14 protein-coding genes and 4 tRNA genes are annotated in these 20,457 nt (G+C 59.6%); 2 read left to right on the top strand and 16 right to left on the bottom strand.

The genetic code is table 11. The features are described from left to right. Positions 1-563: 563 nt before the first annotated feature. The 3 genes from rpoC to ACZM8Y_RS05280 all read right to left on the bottom strand — a co-directional run bounded on the left by rpoC (position 564) and on the right by ACZM8Y_RS05280 (position 9,861). Positions 564-4,727, bottom strand: coding sequence for a DNA-directed RNA polymerase subunit beta' (gene rpoC, locus ACZM8Y_RS05290; RefSeq protein ID WP_302551429.1), 4,164 nt, complete (start codon positions 4,725-4,727; stop codon positions 564-566). A gap of 270 nt (positions 4,728-4,997) precedes the next feature. After that, the gene (rpoB, locus tag ACZM8Y_RS05285) at positions 4,998-9,161 is read right to left on the bottom strand and encodes a DNA-directed RNA polymerase subunit beta (RefSeq protein ID WP_482330342.1); all 4,164 of its coding nucleotides are present in this window, start codon (positions 9,159-9,161) and stop codon (positions 4,998-5,000) included. Positions 9,162-9,429: 268 nt separating this feature from the next. Further along, positions 9,430-9,861 carry a hypothetical protein gene (locus ACZM8Y_RS05280; protein WP_489501633.1) on the bottom strand — a complete coding sequence of 144 codons (432 nt, stop codon included), beginning with the start codon at positions 9,859-9,861 and terminating at the stop codon, positions 9,430-9,432. A gap of 63 nt (positions 9,862-9,924) precedes the next feature. Here ACZM8Y_RS05280 and ACZM8Y_RS05275 point away from each other — a divergent pair, with 63 nt between their 5' ends. Next, the gene (locus ACZM8Y_RS05275; RefSeq protein ID WP_479859055.1) at positions 9,925-10,161 is read left to right on the top strand and encodes a hypothetical protein; all 237 of its coding nucleotides are present in this window, start codon (positions 9,925-9,927) and stop codon (positions 10,159-10,161) included. Between the two features lie 127 nt (positions 10,162-10,288). Here the strand turns inward: ACZM8Y_RS05275 and rplL are convergent, their stop codons facing one another. The 13 genes from rplL to ACZM8Y_RS05210 all read right to left on the bottom strand — a co-directional run bounded on the left by rplL (position 10,289) and on the right by ACZM8Y_RS05210 (position 18,499). After that, entirely contained in the window at positions 10,289-10,669 is a 381-nt protein-coding gene (rplL, locus tag ACZM8Y_RS05270) for a 50S ribosomal protein L7/L12 (RefSeq protein ID WP_302551331.1), read from the bottom strand. 45 nt (positions 10,670-10,714) lie between these two features. Continuing rightward, a complete protein-coding gene (rplJ, locus tag ACZM8Y_RS05265; RefSeq protein ID WP_302551330.1) occupies positions 10,715-11,233 on the bottom strand; it encodes a 50S ribosomal protein L10 in 519 nt (172 codons plus the stop codon). Between the two features lie 184 nt (positions 11,234-11,417). After that, complete coding sequence (gene rplA / locus ACZM8Y_RS05260; protein WP_482333765.1) at positions 11,418-12,122, bottom strand: 50S ribosomal protein L1; 705 nt, start codon at positions 12,120-12,122, stop codon at positions 11,418-11,420. Positions 12,123-12,212: 90 nt separating this feature from the next. Further along, complete coding sequence (rplK, locus tag ACZM8Y_RS05255; protein ID WP_302551328.1) at positions 12,213-12,635, bottom strand: 50S ribosomal protein L11; 423 nt, start codon at positions 12,633-12,635, stop codon at positions 12,213-12,215. A 54-nt stretch (positions 12,636-12,689) separates the two neighbouring features. Continuing rightward, positions 12,690-13,379 carry a transcription termination/antitermination protein NusG gene (gene nusG, locus ACZM8Y_RS05250; RefSeq protein ID WP_302551327.1) on the bottom strand — a complete coding sequence of 230 codons (690 nt, stop codon included), beginning with the start codon at positions 13,377-13,379 and terminating at the stop codon, positions 12,690-12,692. Positions 13,380-13,390: 11 nt separating this feature from the next. Then, positions 13,391-13,633 (bottom strand): preprotein translocase subunit SecE, encoded by a 243-nt coding sequence (secE, locus tag ACZM8Y_RS05245; protein WP_005027873.1) that lies wholly within the window; start codon positions 13,631-13,633, stop codon positions 13,391-13,393. 24 nt (positions 13,634-13,657) lie between these two features. Then, positions 13,658-13,734, bottom strand: a tRNA-Trp gene (locus ACZM8Y_RS05240). A 15-nt stretch (positions 13,735-13,749) separates the two neighbouring features. Beyond that, positions 13,750-13,899 (bottom strand): 50S ribosomal protein L33, encoded by a 150-nt coding sequence (gene rpmG / locus ACZM8Y_RS05235; protein WP_302551326.1) that lies wholly within the window; start codon positions 13,897-13,899, stop codon positions 13,750-13,752. A gap of 4 nt (positions 13,900-13,903) precedes the next feature. Further along, positions 13,904-15,097 carry an elongation factor Tu gene (gene tuf / locus ACZM8Y_RS05230; RefSeq protein WP_302551325.1) on the bottom strand — a complete coding sequence of 398 codons (1,194 nt, stop codon included), beginning with the start codon at positions 15,095-15,097 and terminating at the stop codon, positions 13,904-13,906. Positions 15,098-15,253: 156 nt separating this feature from the next. Then, positions 15,254-15,329 (bottom strand) — tRNA-Gly (locus ACZM8Y_RS05225). 63 nt (positions 15,330-15,392) lie between these two features. Further along, a tRNA-Tyr gene (locus ACZM8Y_RS05220) sits at positions 15,393-15,478 on the bottom strand. A 108-nt stretch (positions 15,479-15,586) separates the two neighbouring features. Then, positions 15,587-15,662: transfer RNA gene (locus ACZM8Y_RS05215), tRNA-Thr, on the bottom strand. 188 nt (positions 15,663-15,850) lie between these two features. Next, a complete protein-coding gene (locus ACZM8Y_RS05210) occupies positions 15,851-18,499 on the bottom strand; it encodes a M16 family metallopeptidase (RefSeq protein ID WP_482333761.1) in 2,649 nt (882 codons plus the stop codon). A 305-nt stretch (positions 18,500-18,804) separates the two neighbouring features. On the opposite strand from ACZM8Y_RS05210, the gene thiC reads away from it, so the two are divergent. Beyond that, positions 18,805-20,088: a phosphomethylpyrimidine synthase ThiC gene (gene thiC / locus ACZM8Y_RS05205; protein WP_308770432.1), complete on the top strand. Its 1,284-nt coding sequence runs from the start codon at positions 18,805-18,807 to the stop codon at positions 20,086-20,088. The last annotated feature ends 369 nt before the right edge of the window (positions 20,089-20,457 follow it).

The following is a 20,457-nucleotide window of genomic DNA, read 5'->3' as shown; positions in this document are numbered from 1 at the left end:
ACTATGACAGGCCTTCAAAATAAACAGCAAGCCTTCGCGCCGTAAGGCCGCCTATCAAAAACATAAGGGGACTATCCGCCGAGCTTTTTCTTTGGTGATTTTCCTAGGCTGTGTTGTTGTCTTATGTATAATTATTTGAAATTATTTTTTTGTTATTGGCTGTGTTTAAGTTTGTGGTTGATACAAGATTCCAACTGGAAAGGAAGAGTTCTTTGGAAATTATCTGGAGTTCTCGCAACAATTCTTCAAAACTGGATTTCATGTAATGAACAAAAAATGAGAGAGGCCCACATCACCAGACGTGGAATGAACTTTTATCTATTGATTTTCATTGAAAAAATCATCAACCGTAAAATTGAACACAGTCTTGTTATTTAAAAAATAATTAATGATTTTAATATATTATAAAATTGACGACACGACCTAAGTGGGAAAATAAGAGCCCCGTTCCAGTCAGGATAAACATAAATCCCGCAGCCGGATGTACCGGCTGCGGGATTTATGCTTGATCCGTTTGGCCCCTCAAAGGGATTGCTCCCCACTGAGGGGCCAAATTGTTTTTGCTAGTCCAGATCGGCAATGATCGGGTTGCCGCTGAGCTCGTCAAGGAAGCGGTCGGGGCGTTCCTTCTGATCCGGGACAGTGATGTCCTGATCCACGTATTCGCGGTAGCCCGTCCCGGCGGGGATGAGGCGGCCGACGATGACGTTTTCCTTGAGGCCGCGCAGGTAGTCCATCTTGCCCTTGAGGGCCGCCTCGGTGAGCACCTTGGTGGTTTCCTGGAAGGATGCCGCCGAGATGAAGGACGAGGTGGTCAAAGACGCCTGCGTGATGCCGAGAACCAGCGGTTCGGCGGTGGCGGGGGAACGTCCCTCGGCCATGGCCTTCTGGTTTTCGGCCTTGAACTCGGCCTTGTCGACTTGCTCGCCCACGAGGAAGCTCGTTCCGCCCGGCTCGGTGACGGTCACCTTGCGGAGCATCTGGCGTACGATGACTTCGATGTGCTTGTCGTCGATGCCCACGCCCTGGAAGCGGTACACTTCCTGGATTTCGTCCACCAGATAGGCGGCGAGGTACTTCTCGCCCTTGGTGCGCAGGATGTCGTGCAGTTCGGGGTTGCCTTCGGTCAGCAGGTCGCCGCATTCGACGAAGTCGCCGTCGGACACGGTGATGTGCTTGCCCTTGGGCACCAGGTATTCCTTGGATTCGCCCACTTCCGGCGTGACGATGAGCTTGCGCTTGCCCTTGGCTTCGCCCGCGAAGGAGACGGTGCCCGCGATTTCGGAAACCACGGCCATATCCTTGGGCTTGCGGACTTCAAACAGCTCGGCGACTCGCGGAAGACCACCCACGATGTCGCGGGTCTTGGAGGTTTCGCGGGGCTTACGGGCGATGATGTCGCCCGCGAGCACCTGCTCGCCGTCCTTGACCATGATGATCGCGCCGACGGGGAGGCTGTAGACCGCGGGGAGCTGGCCCGCGCCGCGCAGCTTGGGATCGCCGTTTTCATCGCAGACCGAAATGGACGGGCGGAAGCTCGTCGTACGGTATTCGATGATGGTCATGGAAGCCTGGTGCGTGGCTTCGTCCAGCTTTTCCTGATAGGTCTTGCCGTCCACAAGGTCGGTGAACTTGATGAAGCCGTCGACTTCCGAGACGAAGGGTTCGTTGAACGGGTCCCATTCGGCAAGGATCTGGCCGTTGCTGACGGACTGCCCGTCCGTGACGTGCAGGCGCGCGCCGTTGGGAAGCGTGTAGCGTTCCACTTCGCGGCCCTGCTCGTCGATGATGGCGATCTGCCCGCTCTTGCCGAGCACCTGGGCGATGCCTTCACGGTTTTTGATTTCCTTCACGCGGGTGAGCACCACGCGGCCGTCATGCTGCGCCTCGAAATTCGAGCGTTCGATTTCCTTGGACGCCGTACCGCCGATGTGGAAGGTACGCATGGTGAGCTGCGTGCCGGGCTCGCCGATGGACTGCGCCGCGATGATGCCGACCGTCTCGCCGATGTTGACGAGGTGGCGGCGGGCAAGGTCGCGCCCGTAGCACAGCGAGCAGATGCCGCGTTCGGACTGGCAGGTCAGCGCAGAGCGGATCATCACGGAGTTGATGCCCTTCTGATCCAGCACCTTGGCGACGGGTTCGTCGATCAGGGTGTTTTCGGGATAGAGCAGGTCGCCCGTGGCGGGATCATACACCGGGTAGAGCAGCACACGGCCGAGCGCGCGCTCGGACAGCTTCTGCTTGACTTCGCCGCCGTCCTTGATGGCGCGGATTTCGATGCCGTCGACGGTGCCGCAGTCGTGCTCGGAGACGATGACGTCCTGCACCACGTCCACGAGGCGGCGGGTCAGGTAACCGGAGTTCGCCGTTTTGAGGGCGGTGTCCGCGAGGCCCTTACGGGCGCCGTGCGTGGAGGTGAAGTACTGGAGCACCGTCAGGCCTTCACGGAAGCTCGCGGTGATCGGGGTTTCGATGATTTCGCCGGAGGGCTTGGCCATAAGGCCGCGCATGCCGGCGAGCTGGCGCATCTGGTCGGCGTTGCCTCGGGCGCCCGAATTGGACATCATGAAGATCGGGTTGAAGCTGAGGTTGGCCTCCTGCTTGCCGGTCTTCGGGTCGGTCAGGATATCCGTGGAGATTTCCTTGTTCATTTCCGCGGACACGTCCTGCGTGGCCTTGGTCCAAACGTCAACGACCTTGTTGTATTTTTCCGTACGGGTGATGATGCCGTCGCGGTACTGGCTTTCGATGTTGTCCACTTCGGCGGAAGCGGCATCAATGATGCGCTTCTTGGAGTCGGGGATCAGCATGTCCTTCACGCCGATACTGATGCCGGAACGGGTCGCGTATTCGTACCCGATGGCCTTGATGCGGTCGCAGAGGATGACGCACGCCTTGACCCCGGCGTCGCGGTAGGCGCTGTCCACCAGCTTGGCGATGTTCTTCTTGGTCAACACGAGGTTGACGTTTTCAAACTTGATGCCGGCGGGCAGGCCGCGCCACACGAGGATGCGGCCGGGCGTGGTGTCGGTGAGCTTGCCGTCTTCCATGCGCACCTTGATGCGGGCGTGCATGCTGACCTGATTGGCGTCGAGGGCGGCTTCCACTTCCCACGGGGCGCAGAAGATCATGCCTTCGCCCTTTTCAAAGGAGCGTTCCACGGTCATGTAATACAGGCCGAGAACCATGTCCTGGGAAGGCACGATGACGGGCGTCCCGTTGGCGGGCGACAGGATGTTGTTGGTGCTCATCATGAGCACGCGGCATTCGATCTGCGCTTCCACCGACAGCGGGATGTGCACGGCCATCTGGTCGCCGTCGAAGTCCGCGTTGTAGGCGGAGCAGACGAGCGGGTGAAGCTGGATGGCCTTGCCTTCAACGAGCAGCGGCTCGAAGGCCTGGATGCCGAGGCGGTGCAGCGTAGGGGCGCGGTTCAGCAGAACCGGGTATTCCTTGACCACGTCGGCCAGGATATCCCACACGACCAGCTCTTCGCGCTCCACCATCTTTTTCGCGCTCTTGATGGTGGAGGCGTGGCCTCTTTTCTCAAGTTCGGAATAGATAAAGGGCTTGAAGAGCTCAAGCGCCATCTTCTTGGGCAGGCCGCACTGATGGAGCTTCAGGTACGGGCCCACGACGATGACGGAACGGCCGGAGTAGTCGACGCGCTTGCCGAGCAGGTTCTGACGGAAACGGCCCTGCTTGCCCTTGATCATGTCGGACAAGGACTTCAGGGGGCGTCCGTTGGTGCCGGCGATGGCGCGACCGCGGCGGCCGTTGTCGAACAGGGCGTCCACGGCTTCCTGCAGCATACGCTTTTCGTTGCGGATGATGATGTCGGGGGCCCCGAGCTCCATCAGGCGCTTCAGGCGGTTGTTGCGGTTGATCACGCGGCGGTAGAGGTCGTTCAGGTCGGAGGTGGCGAAACGGCCACCGTCGAGCGGGACGAGGGGGCGCAGTTCCGGCGGAATGACCGGGATGACTTCGAGGATCATCCATTCGGGGCGGTTGCCGGATTCGAGGAACGCTTCCACGACCTTGAGGCGCTTGGTGAGCTTCTTCTTTTTGGTCTGGGACTTGGTGGTCTGCGACTCTTCGCGCAGCATCACCTTGATTTCCTCAAGGTTCAGCTCTTCGAGCAGGCCGCGGATGGATTCCGCGCCCATGCCCACGGTGAGGGCGTCCTCACCGAAATGGTCGATGATCTGGAGGTACTGATCCTCGGAGATGACCTGCATCTTCTGGAGGTTGGTGCTGCCGGGATCGAGCACGATGTACGAGTCGAAATAGAGCACCTTTTCCAGATCGGCCATGGTCATGTCGAGCAGGGTGCCGATCTTGGAAGGCAGGGTCTTGAGGAACCAGATATGGGCGACGGGCGCGGCCAGTTCGATATGGCCCATGCGTTCGCGGCGCACCTTGGAGGCAATGACTTCAACGCCGCACTTTTCGCAGACGATGCCGCGGTGCTTCATGCGTTTGTACTTGCCGCAGTTGCATTCGTAGTCCTTCACGGGGCCGAAGATCTTCGCGCAGAACAGGCCGTCGCGTTCGGGCTTGAACGTGCGGTAGTTGATGGTCTCCGGCTTCTTGACTTCGCCGTAGGACCATTCGCGGATATTCTCCGGCGAGGCGATGGAAATCTGAATGGCTTTCAGATTGCGGATTTGGCTCGCATTGGCGGCAGCCGAGCTGCGAACCGAGAAGAGATCGTCAAGACTCATATATATGTACTCCCTTTTGCGGGCCAGGCTTCGGAGAAATGGCGATCCGTAACGAACCCCCGTTTCCGAACCCTACCCCCATCCCCTCAAAACCGCTGTCTTGAGGGTTGGACGTAATGAAGGGTCTCTTAACTGGGAGGGCCTCCGCTTCCTTCCTTTTTCCGTTCCGGGGGCTGGCCCGGCACAAAAAATTCAGGAGAGAAAGGGGAGGGGTGCGGGGAAAGGAAAGGCTTTCTTCATGAAAGGGCTCTCCCTTCCCCGCGATGGTATCTATTCGTCAGCCATGTCCTGCTGCTGTTGCAGGTACTGCTGGTGTTCCTCTTCGGCGAAGCCGACGCGCTTGGGCCTCTTCTTGCCTTCCTCCTGATGGAGGGTGACGTTGAGGCCGAGGGACATGAGTTCCTTGACCAGAACGTTGAAGGACTCAGGGAGCCCGGCTTCAAGGAAGTTGTCGCCCTTGACGATCTTCTCGTACATCTTCACGCGCCCCGTCACGTCGTCCGACTTGACGGTGAGGAATTCCTGCAACAGGTAGGAAGCGCCGTAGGCTTCGAGGGCCCACACTTCCATTTCCCCAAGGCGCTGGCCGCCGAACTGCGCCTTGCCGCCCAGCGGCTGCTGGGTGACGAGGGAGTAGGGGCCGGTGGAACGGGCGTGGATCTTTTCGTCAACGAGGTGGTGCAGCTTGAGGTAGTACATGACGCCGGTGGTCACGCGGTTCTCCAGCTTCTCACCCGTGCGCCCGTCATAGAGGACGGACTTGCCGTCGTCGTCGAGGCCGGCGCGGGACAGCCAGTTCCAGATTTCCGATTCTTCGGCGCCGTCGAACACCGGGGTGTACGTGATGATGCCGTTGCGCAGCTTCAGGACGGACTTGCGGAATTCCTCGTCGTCCATCGCATCCACTTCGGCGGAGATTTCCGGCGAAGCGAAGATGTCCTTCACCTCGTCGCGCACGGACTGGAGGGCGGTGCCCTTGTCGACCATTTCCGCGAGCTGGCGGCCCAGTTCGCGGGCGGCCCAGCCGAGATGCACTTCCATGATCTGGCCGATGTTCATACGGGAAGGCACGCCGAGGGGGTTCAGCACGATGTCCACGGGGCGGCCGTCGGCGAAGAAGGGCATGTCCTCTTCCGGCAGGATGCGGGAGACGACACCCTTGTTCCCGTGGCGGCCGGCCATCTTGTCGCCCACGGACAGCTTGCGCTTGATGGCGATGTGAACCTTGACCATCTTGATCACGCCGGGGGGCAGGTCGTCCCCTTCCGTGACCTTTTCGCGCTTGGAGTCGTAGATCGACTTGATATATTCGATCTGGTGATCGTACTGCGCCAGCAGTTCGCCGACGTTTTCGTTGACTTCCTTGCTCTGGAACAGATCGGCCAGCTTCTTGATCGGCAGGGCCATGAGCAGCTCTTCGGTCATGGCGGCGCCGGCTTCGGCCAGCACTTCGCCCTTCTTGTCACCGAGGAGGCTTGTGGCGATCTGCTTGCCGCCGACGATGGGGAGCAGGCGCTCACGCATCCGGCGCGTGATGGCGCGGATGTGATCCTGTTCCTTGGCGTCGAGGCGGCTGATTTCATAGTCCTCAATGTTCTTGGTGCGTTCGTCCTTTTCACCGGAACGGCGGTTGAACACCTTCACATCGATGACCGTGCCTTCAACTCCCGGCGGAACCTTGAGGGACGTGTTCTTCACGTCGCGGGCCTTGTCGCCGAAGATGGCGCGCAGGAGCTTTTCTTCCGGGGTAAGCTGCGTTTCGCCCTTGGGCGTGATCTTGCCGACGAGGATGTCCTCGGGCTTCACGGGCGCGCCGATGCGGATGATGCCGCTCTCGTCGAGGTTGCGCAGCATTTCTTCGCCCACGTTAGGAATGTCGCGGGTGATTTCTTCCGGCCCCAGCTTGGTGTCACGGGCTACGACTTCAAACTCTTCGATGTGGACGGAAGTGTAGATGTCTTCCTTCACCACACGTTCGGAGATGAGGACGGAGTCTTCGTAGTTGTAGCCGCACCACGGCATGAAGGCGATGAGCATGTTCTTGCCGAGGGCGAGCCCGCCGTCATGGATGGCGGGGCCGTCGGCGAGCACGTCGCCCTTCTTCACGATCTGGCCGGGCACGCAGGAGGGCACCTGCCCGAAGCAGGAGTTCTGGTTCGACTTGTGGAACTTCAGCAGATCGTAGGCGCGCACGCCGCCCATATTGGGGTACAGCGCGGGATCGTCATAGGCCACGATGATGCGGTTGGCGTCGGCATAGTGAACCACGCCGGAGCCTTCCGCGAGGATGCACGCGCCGGAGTCGCGGGCCACGTCCACTTCCATGCCGGTGCCCACGAGGGGGCGTTCGGAACGGAGCAGGGGCACGGCCTGACGCTGCATGTTCGAGCCCATGAGCGCGCGGTTGGCGTCGTCGTGTTCGAGGAACGGGATCAGCGCGGCGGAGATGGACACCATCTGGCTCGGCGAAATGTCCATGAGGGTGATTTCCTCACGGGCGGCCATGAGCACGTCGTCGCCCACGCGGGCGGTGACGTAGTCGTCCACAAGACGGCGGTCGGCATCGACGGCGGCGTTGGCCTGCGCAATGACATGGCCCGTTTCGCGGGAAGCGTCGAGGTGCACGAACTCGTCGGTCATGTAGCCGTCGCGGATGACGCGGTACGGCGTCTCGATGAAGCCGTAGTCGTTCACCTTGGCGTAGGTCGTCAGGGAGACGATCAGGCCGATGTTCGGGCCTTCGGGCGTTTCGATGGGGCAGATGCGGCCATAGTGCGACACATGGACGTCTCGGACTTCAAAACCGGCGCGTTCGCGGGTCAGACCGCCGGGGCCCAGAGCGGAAAGGCGGCGCTTGTGCGTGACTTCCGAGAGGGAGTTGGTCTGGTCCATGAACTGCGACAGCTGCGAGGTGCCGAAGAATTCCTTGAGCACGGCGGCCACGGGCTTCGGATTGATCAGGTCGTGGGGCATGAGCGTCGCCACTTCCTGAATGCTCATCCGTTCCTTGATGGCGCGTTCCATGCGCACGAGGCCGATGCGGTACTGGTTTTCCACCAGCTCGCCCACGAGACGCACGCGGCGGTTGCCGAGATGGTCGATGTCGTCGGCGGGGCCGTGGCTGTCCTTCAACTGGACAAGCACCTTGATGGCGTCAAGGATGTCGTCGTCGGCAAGGGTGCGCAGGTCGGCGTGATCGGTCTTGTTGAGGCGCTGGTTGAGCTTGTAGCGGCCCACGGGCGACAGGTCGTAGTAGTCGCCGTTGCGGAACAGGTTGTCGAAGAACGACGCGGCGATTTCCGGGGTCGGCGGGGAGCTCGGACGCAGGCGGCGGTAGATCTCTTCCTGCGCCTTTTCCATGGTGGGCGTCTTGTCCTGCACCAGGGTGTCGCGGATGGAGGAAGAGGTGTCGGTGCCGCGGGTATGCAGCGCGGAAATGGTCGTGAGCCCGGCTTCACGGCACGCCTCAAGGAGGCCGGCGGTGATTTCGTCGGCGGCTTCGGCGAGGATTTCACCGGTGGCGTTGTCGACCAGATCTTCGGCAAGGAACAGGCCGAGCGGCGTTTCGGGGGCCACTTCGATCTTTTCGATGCCGGCGGCTTCCATCTGACGCCACGCGCGCTTGGTGATGGGCTTGCCGGCCTTCACCAGCACGTTGCCCTCCTTGTCGACGATGTCGGCAAAGGCGGGTTCCTTGCGGTGCAGCTCAGGATTGAAGTGCCACGAGACGCGGCCGTCATCCTCAAGCTCGTAGATTTCTTTCTTGTAGAAGCAGTCCAGGATTTCGGTCTTGCTCATGCCCATGGCTTTGAGCAGGATCGTGGCGGGCATCTTGCGGCGGCGGTCGATGCGCACGTAGAGGATGTCCTTGTGGTCGAAGTCGAAGTCGAGCCACGAGCCGCGCATGGGGATGACGCGGCAGGAGTAGAGCACCTTGCGGCTGGTATGCGTCTTGCCGCCGTCGTGCTCGAAGATGATGCCGGGGGAACGCTGCAGCTGGTTGACGATGACGCGCTCGGTCCCGTTGATGATGAAGGTTCCCTTTTCGGTCATCAGGGGCAGGGTGCCGAAATAGATGTCCTGTTCCTTGATATCGCGGACAGTACGCGCCTCGGTCTCGTCATCGACGTCATAGACGACGAGGCGAACCTTGATGCGTACCGGGGATTCGTAGGTAAGACCTTTGGAGATGCATTCCGCCTGATCGTACTTGGGCTCACCGACTTCGTAGCTGACGAATTCGAGGCTGGCGGTACGGTTGAAGTCTTCGATTGGGAAGACAGAACGGAAGACCCCTTCCAGACCTTCATCAGGAAGACGTTCCGTGCGTCCCTCCTGCATGAACTTCCGGTAGGAGTCCACCTGCAGGTTGAGCAGGTGGGGAATCTCCACCTCAACCTTGATCTTGCCAAATTGTTTGGTAAGCTGACCCATCATTTCACCTCTGAGAAGGTTGGTCGGCAAAAGCCGGAGCGAGCCCGGGTTGCGCGCTCTCGGAATCAATCATGTATAAAAAACGCAACAAGGTCGACAACATAGTTACCCTCCAGAAGATCCGGAGGGCTGCTGTCGACTGATGATACCCGCGTTAGTTCAAAAAATTGGAACAGATACCACCTCTGGTTCGTGTCGCGTGAATTCAAAAAGATAAAAAGGAATCGTCACAAAGGCAAGCTTTTTTTCCCTGCAAAGCAAAAAATCTTCATTTGGGGCATGGTTTTTGAATAGTGGAAAGGCTGTAAACCAAGGGGAAGAGAGAAAGGGGGTCCTTGCCGGGAGTCTGTTCCTCCCTTTCTTCGAGGCTTCTCCGTTCCTCCTGTAAGGACTTTGACACGGGCAACAGGTCACTTCCGTCTAGTGCTGGAGGCCCAAAGGCGGCATCATGCGGCTCCCTCTTCCTTCCGCGTTGCCGCGAGGAGGCTTTCACCATAGAGGAAAAGGAACGATCTTGGAATAGGTACATGGGTGACAGTTCCAAGATGTGAGCGGACGATACCGGGCGGAAAGCGTCCTCTTCCTCCTCCTCCTCCTCATCATCATCATCATCATCATCATCATCATCTTCTTCTTCTTCTTCTTCTTCTTCTTCTTCTTCTTCCCGCGAATGCTCTGGAGCGACCAGAGAGATACGCATGGACGGCCCGGTCATCGTTTTTTCCTCGCACTGAGGGGCCGCTTGCTTTCGGAGCCTCCATCGATGCCGTATTCAGAAGACGTTCCGGCGGGGAAGATTGGGGAGCTGCATTTTTGCGATCGGCTTGCCGGCCTGCTTTGCGGAGGCTTGGCCTTCACGGTATGCCGTGAAGGTTACGGGCTGCTCGCATGGGTGCTGTTGATGCTGATGGCAGGGGTGGGCTGTTTCGGAGGCGGGGGTGGCTGCGCGCCGAAAGAGGCGGAGTGGGGAGGAGCCTCCGTGGACTGGCGGAAGCGCTGAACAGTGCGCCGGTTTGCCTCTGTTTCTTCAACCGCAACACATGGGATTTCAAGCGCCGGGCCAACCCGTGCAAAAAGGCGGCGAGGGACAAGCCCTCACCGCCTTTGAAAGCGCGTATAAAGTGAACTTACTTCACTTCAACTTCAGCGCCGGCTTCAACCAGCTGCTTCTTGGCTTCTTCGGCTTCTTCCTTGGACACGGCTTCCTTCAGGGTGGAGGGAGCGCCGTCAACCTTGTCCTTGGCTTCCTTCAGGCCGAGGCCGGTCAGAGCGCGGACAACCTTGATGACGCCGATCTTGTTGGCGCCGGCGGACTTCAGGATGACGTCGAATTCGGTCTTTTCTTCAACGGGAGCAGCGGCTTCAGCGGGAGCGGCCACCATCATGGCAGCGGCGGGAGCGGCAGCGGACACGCCGAACTTTTCTTCGAGTTCCTTGATGAATTCGGAGAGTTCGAGCACGGTCATGTTAGCGATAAATTCAACAACTTCTTCTTTGGTAACGGCCATGGGATTGCTCCTTTGAGACTTTGGCTTGGGTGTTTAACGGGTTGCCTAGGCAGCCTTTTTCTCTTCGATCGCCTTGAGGGCGTACATGAGAGGACGAACCATGTTGGCGAACAGGGAGACGAAATTGGTAGGCACGGCGTTCATGGTGCCGAGGACCTGACCAAGGAGTTCCTGCTTTCCGGGCAGCTTGGCGAGGGCGTCCACCTGGGCGGCGGAGAGCACCTTGCCTTCAAGGCTGGCATGGCGAACAGTAAACAGCTTGCTGGTCTTGGCAAATTCGGAAACCGCCTTGGCGACCGCCACCGGATCCTGAGTGGCCAGGGCGATGCCGCAGTTTTCCTTGAACATGTCCTTAACGGAATCATGCATACCATCGGTGAGGGCGATGCGGGCCAACGTGTTCTTGACGACGAGATATTCGCCGCCGCACTCATAGAGTTTCGCACGGAGCCGCGTCAGCTCTTCCACCGTCATCCCCTTGAAATCTGTCACTACCACAAAAGAGGCAGCGTCGGCTTTCGCCTTAATCTGCGCAATCAGGGCAGCTTTTTCAGATCTATTCACGTGAATCTCCTTCACGTTAGGGGTTGCTTGAAGATTCGTTCAAAATCTTCGCAGTGGAAAGCCGAGCCAAAGAAAGCGTCTGAGCAGGCATCATTGAGGGTTTCCCCACCTGCCGTCTTCGACTCGAATTCCCAATCCATTGCCAAAAACGGCCCTGACGAGCCGTTTTTGTTCCCAAAGGGTGTTAGCCTTCGATGAACTTTTTGATCAAGGTCATGTCCACCTTAAAGCCGGGGCCCATAGTGGTGGAAATGGCCATGTTCTTCATGTAGGTGCCCTTGGCCGCGGAAGGCTTCAGGCGGTTCACGGTCTCGACGAGCGCCTTGAGGTTGTCAAGGATCTTTTCGGAGCCGAAGGAAACCTTGCCGAGGGGGGCATGGAGCACGCCGGCCTTGTCGACCTTGAAGTCAACACGCCCGGCCTTGAGTTCCTTGACGGCGGTGGCGACGTCGAAAGTCACGGTGCCGGTCTTGGCGTTGGGCATCAGACCGCGGGGGCCGAGCACACGGCCGACCTGACCGACGAGGGCCATGACATCGGGGGTGGCGACGGCGGCGTCAAATTCCAGCCAGCCTTCCTTGATTTTCGCGACGAGCTCTTCAGCGCCGGCGATGTCGGCACCGGCGGCACGGGCTTCGGCTTCCTTTTCGCCCTTACAGAATACGGCCACACGAACGGTCTTGCCCAAACCGTGAGGCAGGGAGACGGCGCCGCGAACCATCTGGTCGGAATATTTGGGGTCAACGCCGAGGCCGATGGCCACGTCCACAGTTTCGTCAAACTTGGCGAAAGAAGCGCCGAGGGACTTCTCCACGGCTTCCTCTACAGAGAAGCGCTGGGAGAGGTCGAGGCCTTCTACCGCCTTACGATATTTTTTCCCGAAGGGCATTGCTCTATCCTTTCAAAAGCTGGTCTTCCAACATCTCCTGCCGAATCCTTGATGCAAGGAAGGGCAGTACGACTGACGCGGCGGAGATCCTTACTTGATCTCGATGCCCATGCTGCGGGCGGTACCCATGATGGACTTGACGGCGGCTTCCAAGCCGTTGGCGTTGAGATCGGGGAGCTTCAGCTTGGCGATCTCTTCAACCTGCTGCATGGTGATGCTGCCCACCTTGGTACGGTTGGGTTCGCCCGAACCCTTTTCCACCTTGGCCGCTTTCATCACCAGCACGGCGGCCGGCGGGGTCTTGGTGATAAAGGTGAAGGAACGGTCAGCATAAGCGGTGATGACCACGGGAATGATCATACCCTTCTGTTCCATAGTACGGGCGTTGAACTCCTTGCAGAACTGCATGATGTTCAGGCCGTGCTGACCGAGGGCGGGACCCACCGGCGGCGAAGGGTTCGCAGCGCCAGCGGGAATCTGCAACTTGATTTTGGCAACTTCTTTCTTGGCCATTGTCTTTCAACCTCTATTAATACGGCACATGGGGCCGCAGACTGCAAGCAATCGTTATCCCTTGGAAACCTGAATGAAGTCCAGTTCCACGGGAGTCTGTCTGCCGAAGATGGACACGGACACCCGAAGCTTGCCCTTGTCGTAGTTCACGTCTTCAACAACGCCGTTGAAGCCGCCGAAAGGCCCGTCGATGACGCGCACGTCGTCGCCCCGCTCGAAGCTGAACTTGGGACGGGGTTGTTCCTGGCGGGTTTCCATGAGGGAAAGGATACGGGACGCCTCCTCGTCCTTCATGGGGGCGGGACGATTTTTGCCGCCCACAAATCCCGTCACTTTGGGAATGCTTTGCACGAGGTGCCATGAAAAATCGGTCATGGTCATGCGAAGCATAATGTAACCGGGATAAAACTTACGCGTGGTGGTACGCTTGGCACCGCCTTTACCCAGTTCGATGACCTTTTCGGTCGGAACCACAACCTCGTGGATGAGGCCGTTGTCCTGGGCGTTGCGCATCATTTCCTTGATGGTGGCCTCTACGCGCTGTTCAAAGCCGGAGTAGGTATGCACGATGTACCAGCGGGATTTCCCCGTATCCTGATTCCCCGCGCTCAGCTCGGTCTGAACTGTGGAAGCCGCCAAAATGTCCTGCGCAGTCAATTCTGACTGCGCGGGTTTTGCTTCTGCTTGGGACTGCTGGGCAGACGATTCGACCGCCCCGGAGGACGCGTTGTTTTCTTCGATCATGGGCTTCTCCATTAAGCGGCGAGAATGAAGGAGATGAGTTTGGAGAGCCCGAGATCCACAACGCCGAGGAAGATCGCCATGACAACGACGAAGGCCAACACCACCAGACTGGTCGTACGGGTTTCCTTGACCGTGGGCCAAGTCACCTTGCGAAGCTCAGTCTTGGACAGCTCAAGATAATTCCTGAACGCTTTCGCCTTGGCAACGATGCCTTCGGATTTTTCTTCTTGTGCTGTCGTCGGTTTCTTGGTCATGATACGTTCCTGCAGAAATGAAAATGGCAGGGCAGGAGGGATTCGAACCCCCAACATGCGGTTTTGGAGACCGCCGCTCTAGCCGTTAGAGCTACTGCCCTGCGTTTATGAAGTCACTACCGGGTTTCGCGGTGAACCGTGTGGGCTCTGCACCAGGGGCAGAACTTCTTCAGTTCGACACGTCCGGTCGTGTTCTTCTTGTTCTTGACCGTGGCGTAATTGCGGCGCTTGCATTCGGTGCAAGCGAGCAGGATGTTGACGCGCATGGCTTTACTCCACGATTTCGGTCACAACACCGGCGCCGACGGTACGGCCGCCTTCGCGGATGGCGAAGCGGAGGCCCTTTTCCATGGCGATGGGGTGGATGAGCTCGACGTTAAAGGTAGCGTTATCGCCGGGCATAACCATTTCCACGCCTTCTTCAAGGGCGATGACACCGGTGATGTCGGTGGTACGGAAGTAGAACTGAGGACGATAGCCGGTGAAGAACGGGGTATGGCGGCCGCCTTCTTCCTTGGACAGAACGTACACTTCAGCCTTGAACTTCTTGTGGGGCGTGATGCTCTTGGGAGCGGCGAGAACCTGGCCGCGTTCCACTTCGTCACGCTTCGTGCCGCGGAGCAGAGCGCCGATGTTGTCGCCGGCTTCGCCCTGATCGAGCAGCTTGCGGAACATTTCAACGCCGGTGCAGGTCGTCTTCACGGTGGGACGGATGCCCACGATTTCAACTTCGTCGCCAACCTTGATGATGCCGCGTTCCACACGACCGGTCACCACGGTGCCGCGGCCGGAGATGGAGAACACGTCTTCGATGGGCATCAGGAAGGGCTTGTCGGTTTCGCGGACAGGATCCGGGAAGTAGGTGTCGCAAGCGTTGAGGAGCTCAAGGATGCACTGGGCGTCGGGAGAATCGGCGCTGTCGCATTCCAGGGCCTTCAGAGCGGAACCGCGGACAACCGGGATGTCGTCGCCGGGGTAGCCGTAGGAGCTCAGCAGTTCACGGACTTCCATTTCGACGAGTTCGAGCAGTTCGGGATCGTCGACGAGGTCACACTTGTTCATGAACACGACGAGGTGGGGCACACCGACCTGACGGGCGAGCAGGATGTGCTCACGGGTCTGGGGCATGGGGCCGTCGGTGGCGGCGACCACGATGATCGCACCGTCCATCTGGGCGGCACCGGTGATCATGTTCTTGATGTAGTCGGCGTGGCCGGGGCAGTCCACGTGGGCGTAGTGACGGTTGTCGGTTTCGTATTCGACGTGGGCGGTGGAAATGGTGATGCCACGTTCCTTTTCTTCCGGAGCCTTGTCGATTTCGTCGTACGCGATGAACTTACCGCCCTGCTTCATGGCAGCGACTTTGGTGATGGCGGCAGTCAGAGTGGTCTTGCCGTGGTCGATGTGACCGACAGTACCAATGTTCATATGAGGCTTGGTACGCGTAAATTTTTCCTTACCCATGACGGTCTCCCTTCTTGGTTGCAGAAGATAACGGATTTTATGGGACAGAGCCTGTGGCGTCACAAGACCATCCATCACTGGCCATCAATCTGGCAGCGCTCTGGCATCCCGATACGTTAGGCACGGCAAAATGGGGGGAGGAGGAAAAGGCAGGTGTGGAGCGGGAAACGAGACTCGAACTCGCAACCCTCAGCTTGGAAGGCTGATGCTCTAGCCATTGAGCTATTCCCGCCTGTATGCCGTAGTCCCCTGACAGTTTTTACCTGTCTCCTACAGCCGTGTCAGCTTTTTCATCTGGTGGAGGGGGGAGGATTTGAACCTCCGAAGTCTCACGACGACAGATTTACAGTCTGTTCCCTTTGGCCACTCGGGAACCCCTCCACTTTAGGAAGACAAAAACAGGGCCATTGCAATCTGTTTTTGTCGATGCGCGCGGAATCGCTTCCGCTTGTGCTCCATCCGGCGAACCGGAAGCCTTGCGGCTTTTGCTGGAGCTGGTGATGGGACTCGAACCCGCAACCTGCTGATTACAAATCAGCTGCTCTGCCAGTTGAGCTACACCAGCAACAGGGACTAGCTCTTACACAATCCGTTTGGGTTTGGCAAGCAAAAAATGCCCCTGCCGCAAAAATAATCGGAAAACGGGCTTTGCCCTGTCTGCCGTTATCTAGGCAACCCCACAAATCCGACCAGCGGATTCGGGCGCGGGGCCGTTTCCGAACCCGCGTCCGAATCTATAGGGCGCTTTGCGAATTAAGGCAAGACTTTTATCGTGTATGCCGAGCCGACATTCAGGTATTTTTTGACGATTTCCCTGAGTTGTTCAGGGGTTACCTTTTTACTCTTTTCTATTTGGTCTTTGGTGAAGGAGAGCGGATAGCCCTCCATCGTCAGGGCCGCGGCCTCACCCGAACGGCTGCCGAGGCTTTGCATGTTCCGGTAATAGTCGCCTTCAAGCTGGTTCTTTCCCCGGTTAACATCCTCTTCCGACAGGAGATTCTGGTGCAGATCGTTGATGATCCGCCTGAACCCCTCTTCCGCCTGCGCCATTTTGCCGGGTTCCGTCCCGATGTAGAAGACCATGTATCCGTTTTCCGAGGTCTGGCGGTTGAAGGCGGTCACGGTGTAGCCGAGGCCCTGCTTGTCGCGCAGGTCGCGGAAGAGCGGGCCGCCCATGCCGCCGAGCGACGTTTCGAGCAGATCCAGCGCGGGCGTATCCGGGCTGGTGTTGGGGGCGGTCTTGAAGATCAGCATGAGGTGGGCCTGGCTGCGCCCCGGCATGGGGATGTCGAGTTCCGGCCTTGTGCCCCATGCGGGGACGGGCACGTCCACTTTCCCCTGATCGGGCGCGGGCAGGCCCTTGGCGAACGCCAATACCTGATCGCGGTCGAAATCGCCCGATACGGCGAGCACCCACGGGCGGGCCTTTTGGCGGTCCCAGAAGCTGCGGAGCCGGGCGGCGTCGTATTTCCGCACGTTTTCCGGTTCCCCAAGCTGGAGGTAGCCGTATACGCTGCCGGGGAAGAGGAAGGGCGGCAGTTTCCTGAAGGCGAGCCCAAGCGGCTGGTCTTCGCGGGATTTGATGGCGGCGAGCTGATCCTTGATGCCGCGTGCCGTTTCATCTTCGCTGAACGCGGGGGCGGTGACCACCTCGCCGAGCAGCTCAAACAAATCCTCGTTGAAGCGGGCGGGCGTGGTGAGGTTTACCGAGAAGGTCTTGCGTCCGGACGAAGCCGCAAGCCCCGCCGCGCGATCGGCAAGGAACGCCTGCATTTCGGTGGCGCTGCGCTTCGCCGTGCCCTTGGTCAGCACGTTGGAGGCGAGCGCGGAGAGGCCCTGTTCCGAAGGCTTCAGCAAGGCGTCGCCGCCGGAGTAGGTCAGGTTCGCGGAAACGTAGGGCAGGGTCTTGTCCGGGATGAGGACAACGGTACGGCCCTTGCCGAGATCGATGACCTCGGTTTTGCCCGCTTCCGCCGCCTTCGCCGCGGAAGCCTTGGCCCCGGACTTCCATTCCTTGTCGAGGATGGCCTGCATGTCCGGCATCTTGGCGTCCTTGGGCGGCAGGACTACGGTGGTCAGGCGATCGGGCCGCACCCACGCCGCCAGCACCTGCCTGAGCATATTGTTGTCCACGTTGCGGAGGGCTTCGATGGCGTTCCGTTCGCCCTGATCGCCGCCCATGAAGAACTGGAAGTAGCCGATCTTGGAGGCAAGGCCGGACAGCGTTTCCTTGGAGCGGTACAGATCGTCTTCAAGGTTCAGCTTGGCGCGCTCCAACTGTTCGGGGGTGAACGCCGAAGCGTCCAGCGCGGCGAAATCCTTGGTGAGCGAAGTCCAGAAGGGCTCCACCTTGCCCGCGTCAAGCTCCGCCATGACCACGAACGCGCCGATGCGCTCAAAGCCCACGTTGGAAACGCTGATGCTGTCCACAAGCTGGCGCTCGTATTTATAGGTCTTGTAGAAAAGGCTGGTGCGGTCGCCGCCGAGCAGGTAGGCCAGCACGTCCAGCGTGGCGGACTGGTAGCTTGACGAACCGGGCACGGGCAGGGCCGCGGCAAGATACACCTTGTTCCACGGGCCGGGCTGTATCACCAGCGAGGGCCTGCTGCCCGGCAGGGGGAGGCGGTCGGCCTCGTAGGGCATGACTTCGCTGAGCGGGGTGGCGTTTTTATAGGGCGCGAACATCTTTTCCGCTTCGGCGAGCACTTCGGCGGGATCGACGTTGCCCACGACCACGAGCAGCATGTTCTGCGGCTGGTAATACTTGGCGATGTAGTCGCGCAGGTTCTGCGTGGTCAGGGCGCGGATGGTCTTCTCATAGCCGATGATGGGGCGATCGTACGGGGTGCCCTTCAGCGTATTCGCCATCAGGGTCTTGAACATCCGGCTACCCGGATCGTCCTCGCCGCGCTGGAGTTCGGCGACGATGACGTTCTTTTCGGATTCCAGCTCCTGCGGATCGAGCGTGGGGTGGAAAGCCATGTCGCGGACTACGTCCATGCCGAGTTTCCAGTGGCGGTCGGGCATGTCGGTGATGTACACCGTATAGTCATAGCTCGTGGCCGCGTTCAGGTAGCCTCCCGCGGATTCCACTTCCTGGCTGATGGCGCTTTTGGGGCGGCTGTCCGTGCCCTTGAACACCATATGTTCGAGCACGTGGCTGATGCCCGCCTGATCCGGCGTTTCATACGAGGAACCGGCGTGGACGTAGAGGCGGGTGGAGACGAGGGGGAAGCGGGTGTCCTTCAGGATGAGCACGGACAGCCCGTTGGGCAATTTAGTGACCTGCTCCTCTTTCCCGGAAAGCGGATCGGGGATGGCCGGGACGATGTCGGGAACCCCGGATGACGGCGAAGGGGCGGCGATCGCAGCCCCGGCCGCGATACCCAGAAAGAGGCTCATGAAGGCTCCTGTCAGCAGTTTTAGGCATGAAGGCATGGGGGAAACTCCTTTCCGGCGCACCGCGGGCGGCGCTCCGCGCCCGCCCCGCATGGGGGCCGCGCATTGCCGGATTGCTTGCATTTCCCCGCAAAGTAAGGCCGGACGGTTGAGAAGGCAAGGCCGCACAGCAGCGCAGAATGATTTATCATACGCGTTGAACGCTTGCGGAGTTCGGTTTCCTGCGGCACAATGGGCGGGTAGCGGAAGCCGTACCCCTTAGCTGCCGGAGGGCCTCCTGCCCCGGCAAATCCAATGAGGAGTCTTTAGTGTCCATCATCACTCAAAATGCGGCCCTTCAGGGCCTGCTCGCCGCGCATTTGCCCGCGCTGGCCGAGTACGAGGGATTGACGCCGGAAGCCATCACCTCGGCCATCGAAGCCGGAACAATGGTTCTGCTCGGCAACCCCAACCACGCCAACGTCAAGCCCATTCTCGTCGGGCAGCCGAGCCGGGTGAAGGTTAACGCCAATATCGGAACTTCGCCTTTCCAGAACCACCCCGGCTGCGAAATGCGCAAGCTCGAAGTCGCACGGGAAGCCGGGGCCGATACGGTCATGGATCTGTCCATTGCCGGCGATCTTGTGGCGATCCGCCGGGATATGCTCGCCCGTACGCCCCTGCCCCTCGGCACTGTGCCGCTGTACTCGGTGGCGCAGCGCTATATCGACAAGGATCGCGATCCCGCCGACATCGATCCCGAAGAACTGTTCGCCGAAGTCGAAATGCAGGCGGAGCAGGGCGTGGACTTCATGACCCTGCATTGCGGCCTGACCCGGCGCGGGGCCGAATGGGCCGCCCGCGGCGAGCGCGCGCTCGGCATCGTGTCGCGCGGCGGGTCGATCCTTGCCCGCTGGATGCTCAAGAACGACAAGGAAAACCCGCTGCTGACCGGGTATGACCGCCTGCTCGAACTGGCCCGCAAGTACAACGTGACCCTGTCGCTCGGCGACGGCCTGCGCCCCGGCGCGGGATGCGACGCGGGCGACGCCGCCCAGTGGGAAGAAGTCATGACCCTCGGCGCGCTTGCCAAGCGCGGCCTCGAATACGGCGTGCAGTGCATGATCGAAGGCCCCGGCCATGTGCCCATGAACGAAGTCGAGGCGCAGATCATCAGCATCAAGAAGATGACCCACGGCGCGCCGCTCTATGTGTTGGGGCCCCTGACCATCGACTCCTCGCCGGGCTACGACCACATCGCCGGGGCCATCGGCGGGGCCATGGCCGTGCGCGTGGGCGTGGACTTCCTGTGCTACCTGACGCCCGCCGAACACCTGACCCTGCCCGACATGGACGACGTGCGGCAGGGCATCATGGCCTCCCGCGTGGCTGCGCAGGCCGGGGAAGTGGCCCTTGGCCGCCCCCACGCCCTCGCCCGCGAAGCCAAGATGGCAAAGGCCCGCATGTCCCTTGACTGGCCCGCCATGCGCGAAGCCGCCATTGATCCCGCTATCCTCGACAAACGCCGCGAACCCCATAAGCACGAGGAAGCCTGCGCCATGTGCGGCAACTTCTGCGCGGTGAAAATGCTTCGGGACGCCAAAAAAATGTAGCCAGCCGGGGAGGGCGTCTTTTTTTGCAGCCTTCCCCCGTTTGAACGTCCTTTAGCCATTGTGAAAGGGGAGGGGATATGCCCCTCCCTTTTTCAATGCCACCGGCACGTCTCCCACCTTTCCCCTTCCCTCGTATTTTCCGAAGCAAATTTTTTCAGGCCCCACGTTCAAACCATTGCCTATCAGCCCAAAAAGCCGAAAGCGGCAGGCCGTTCCGCCGCAGGGAAAGCTGGAAAAAGGGATTCGATAGGCTGTGTTATAGAAAATGGTTGATGCTTTTTTCCTTGAAACTCCAAAGGGATAACCGGAAAAATGCCTTAGCCGTGGCTCCCGCCAAGGGGAAAACTGGAAAAAAAGCTCTATTTTTCA

The organism is Bilophila sp. (genome assembly GCF_057864385.1).
This window is presented reverse-complemented; position numbering and strand designations above follow the sequence as displayed.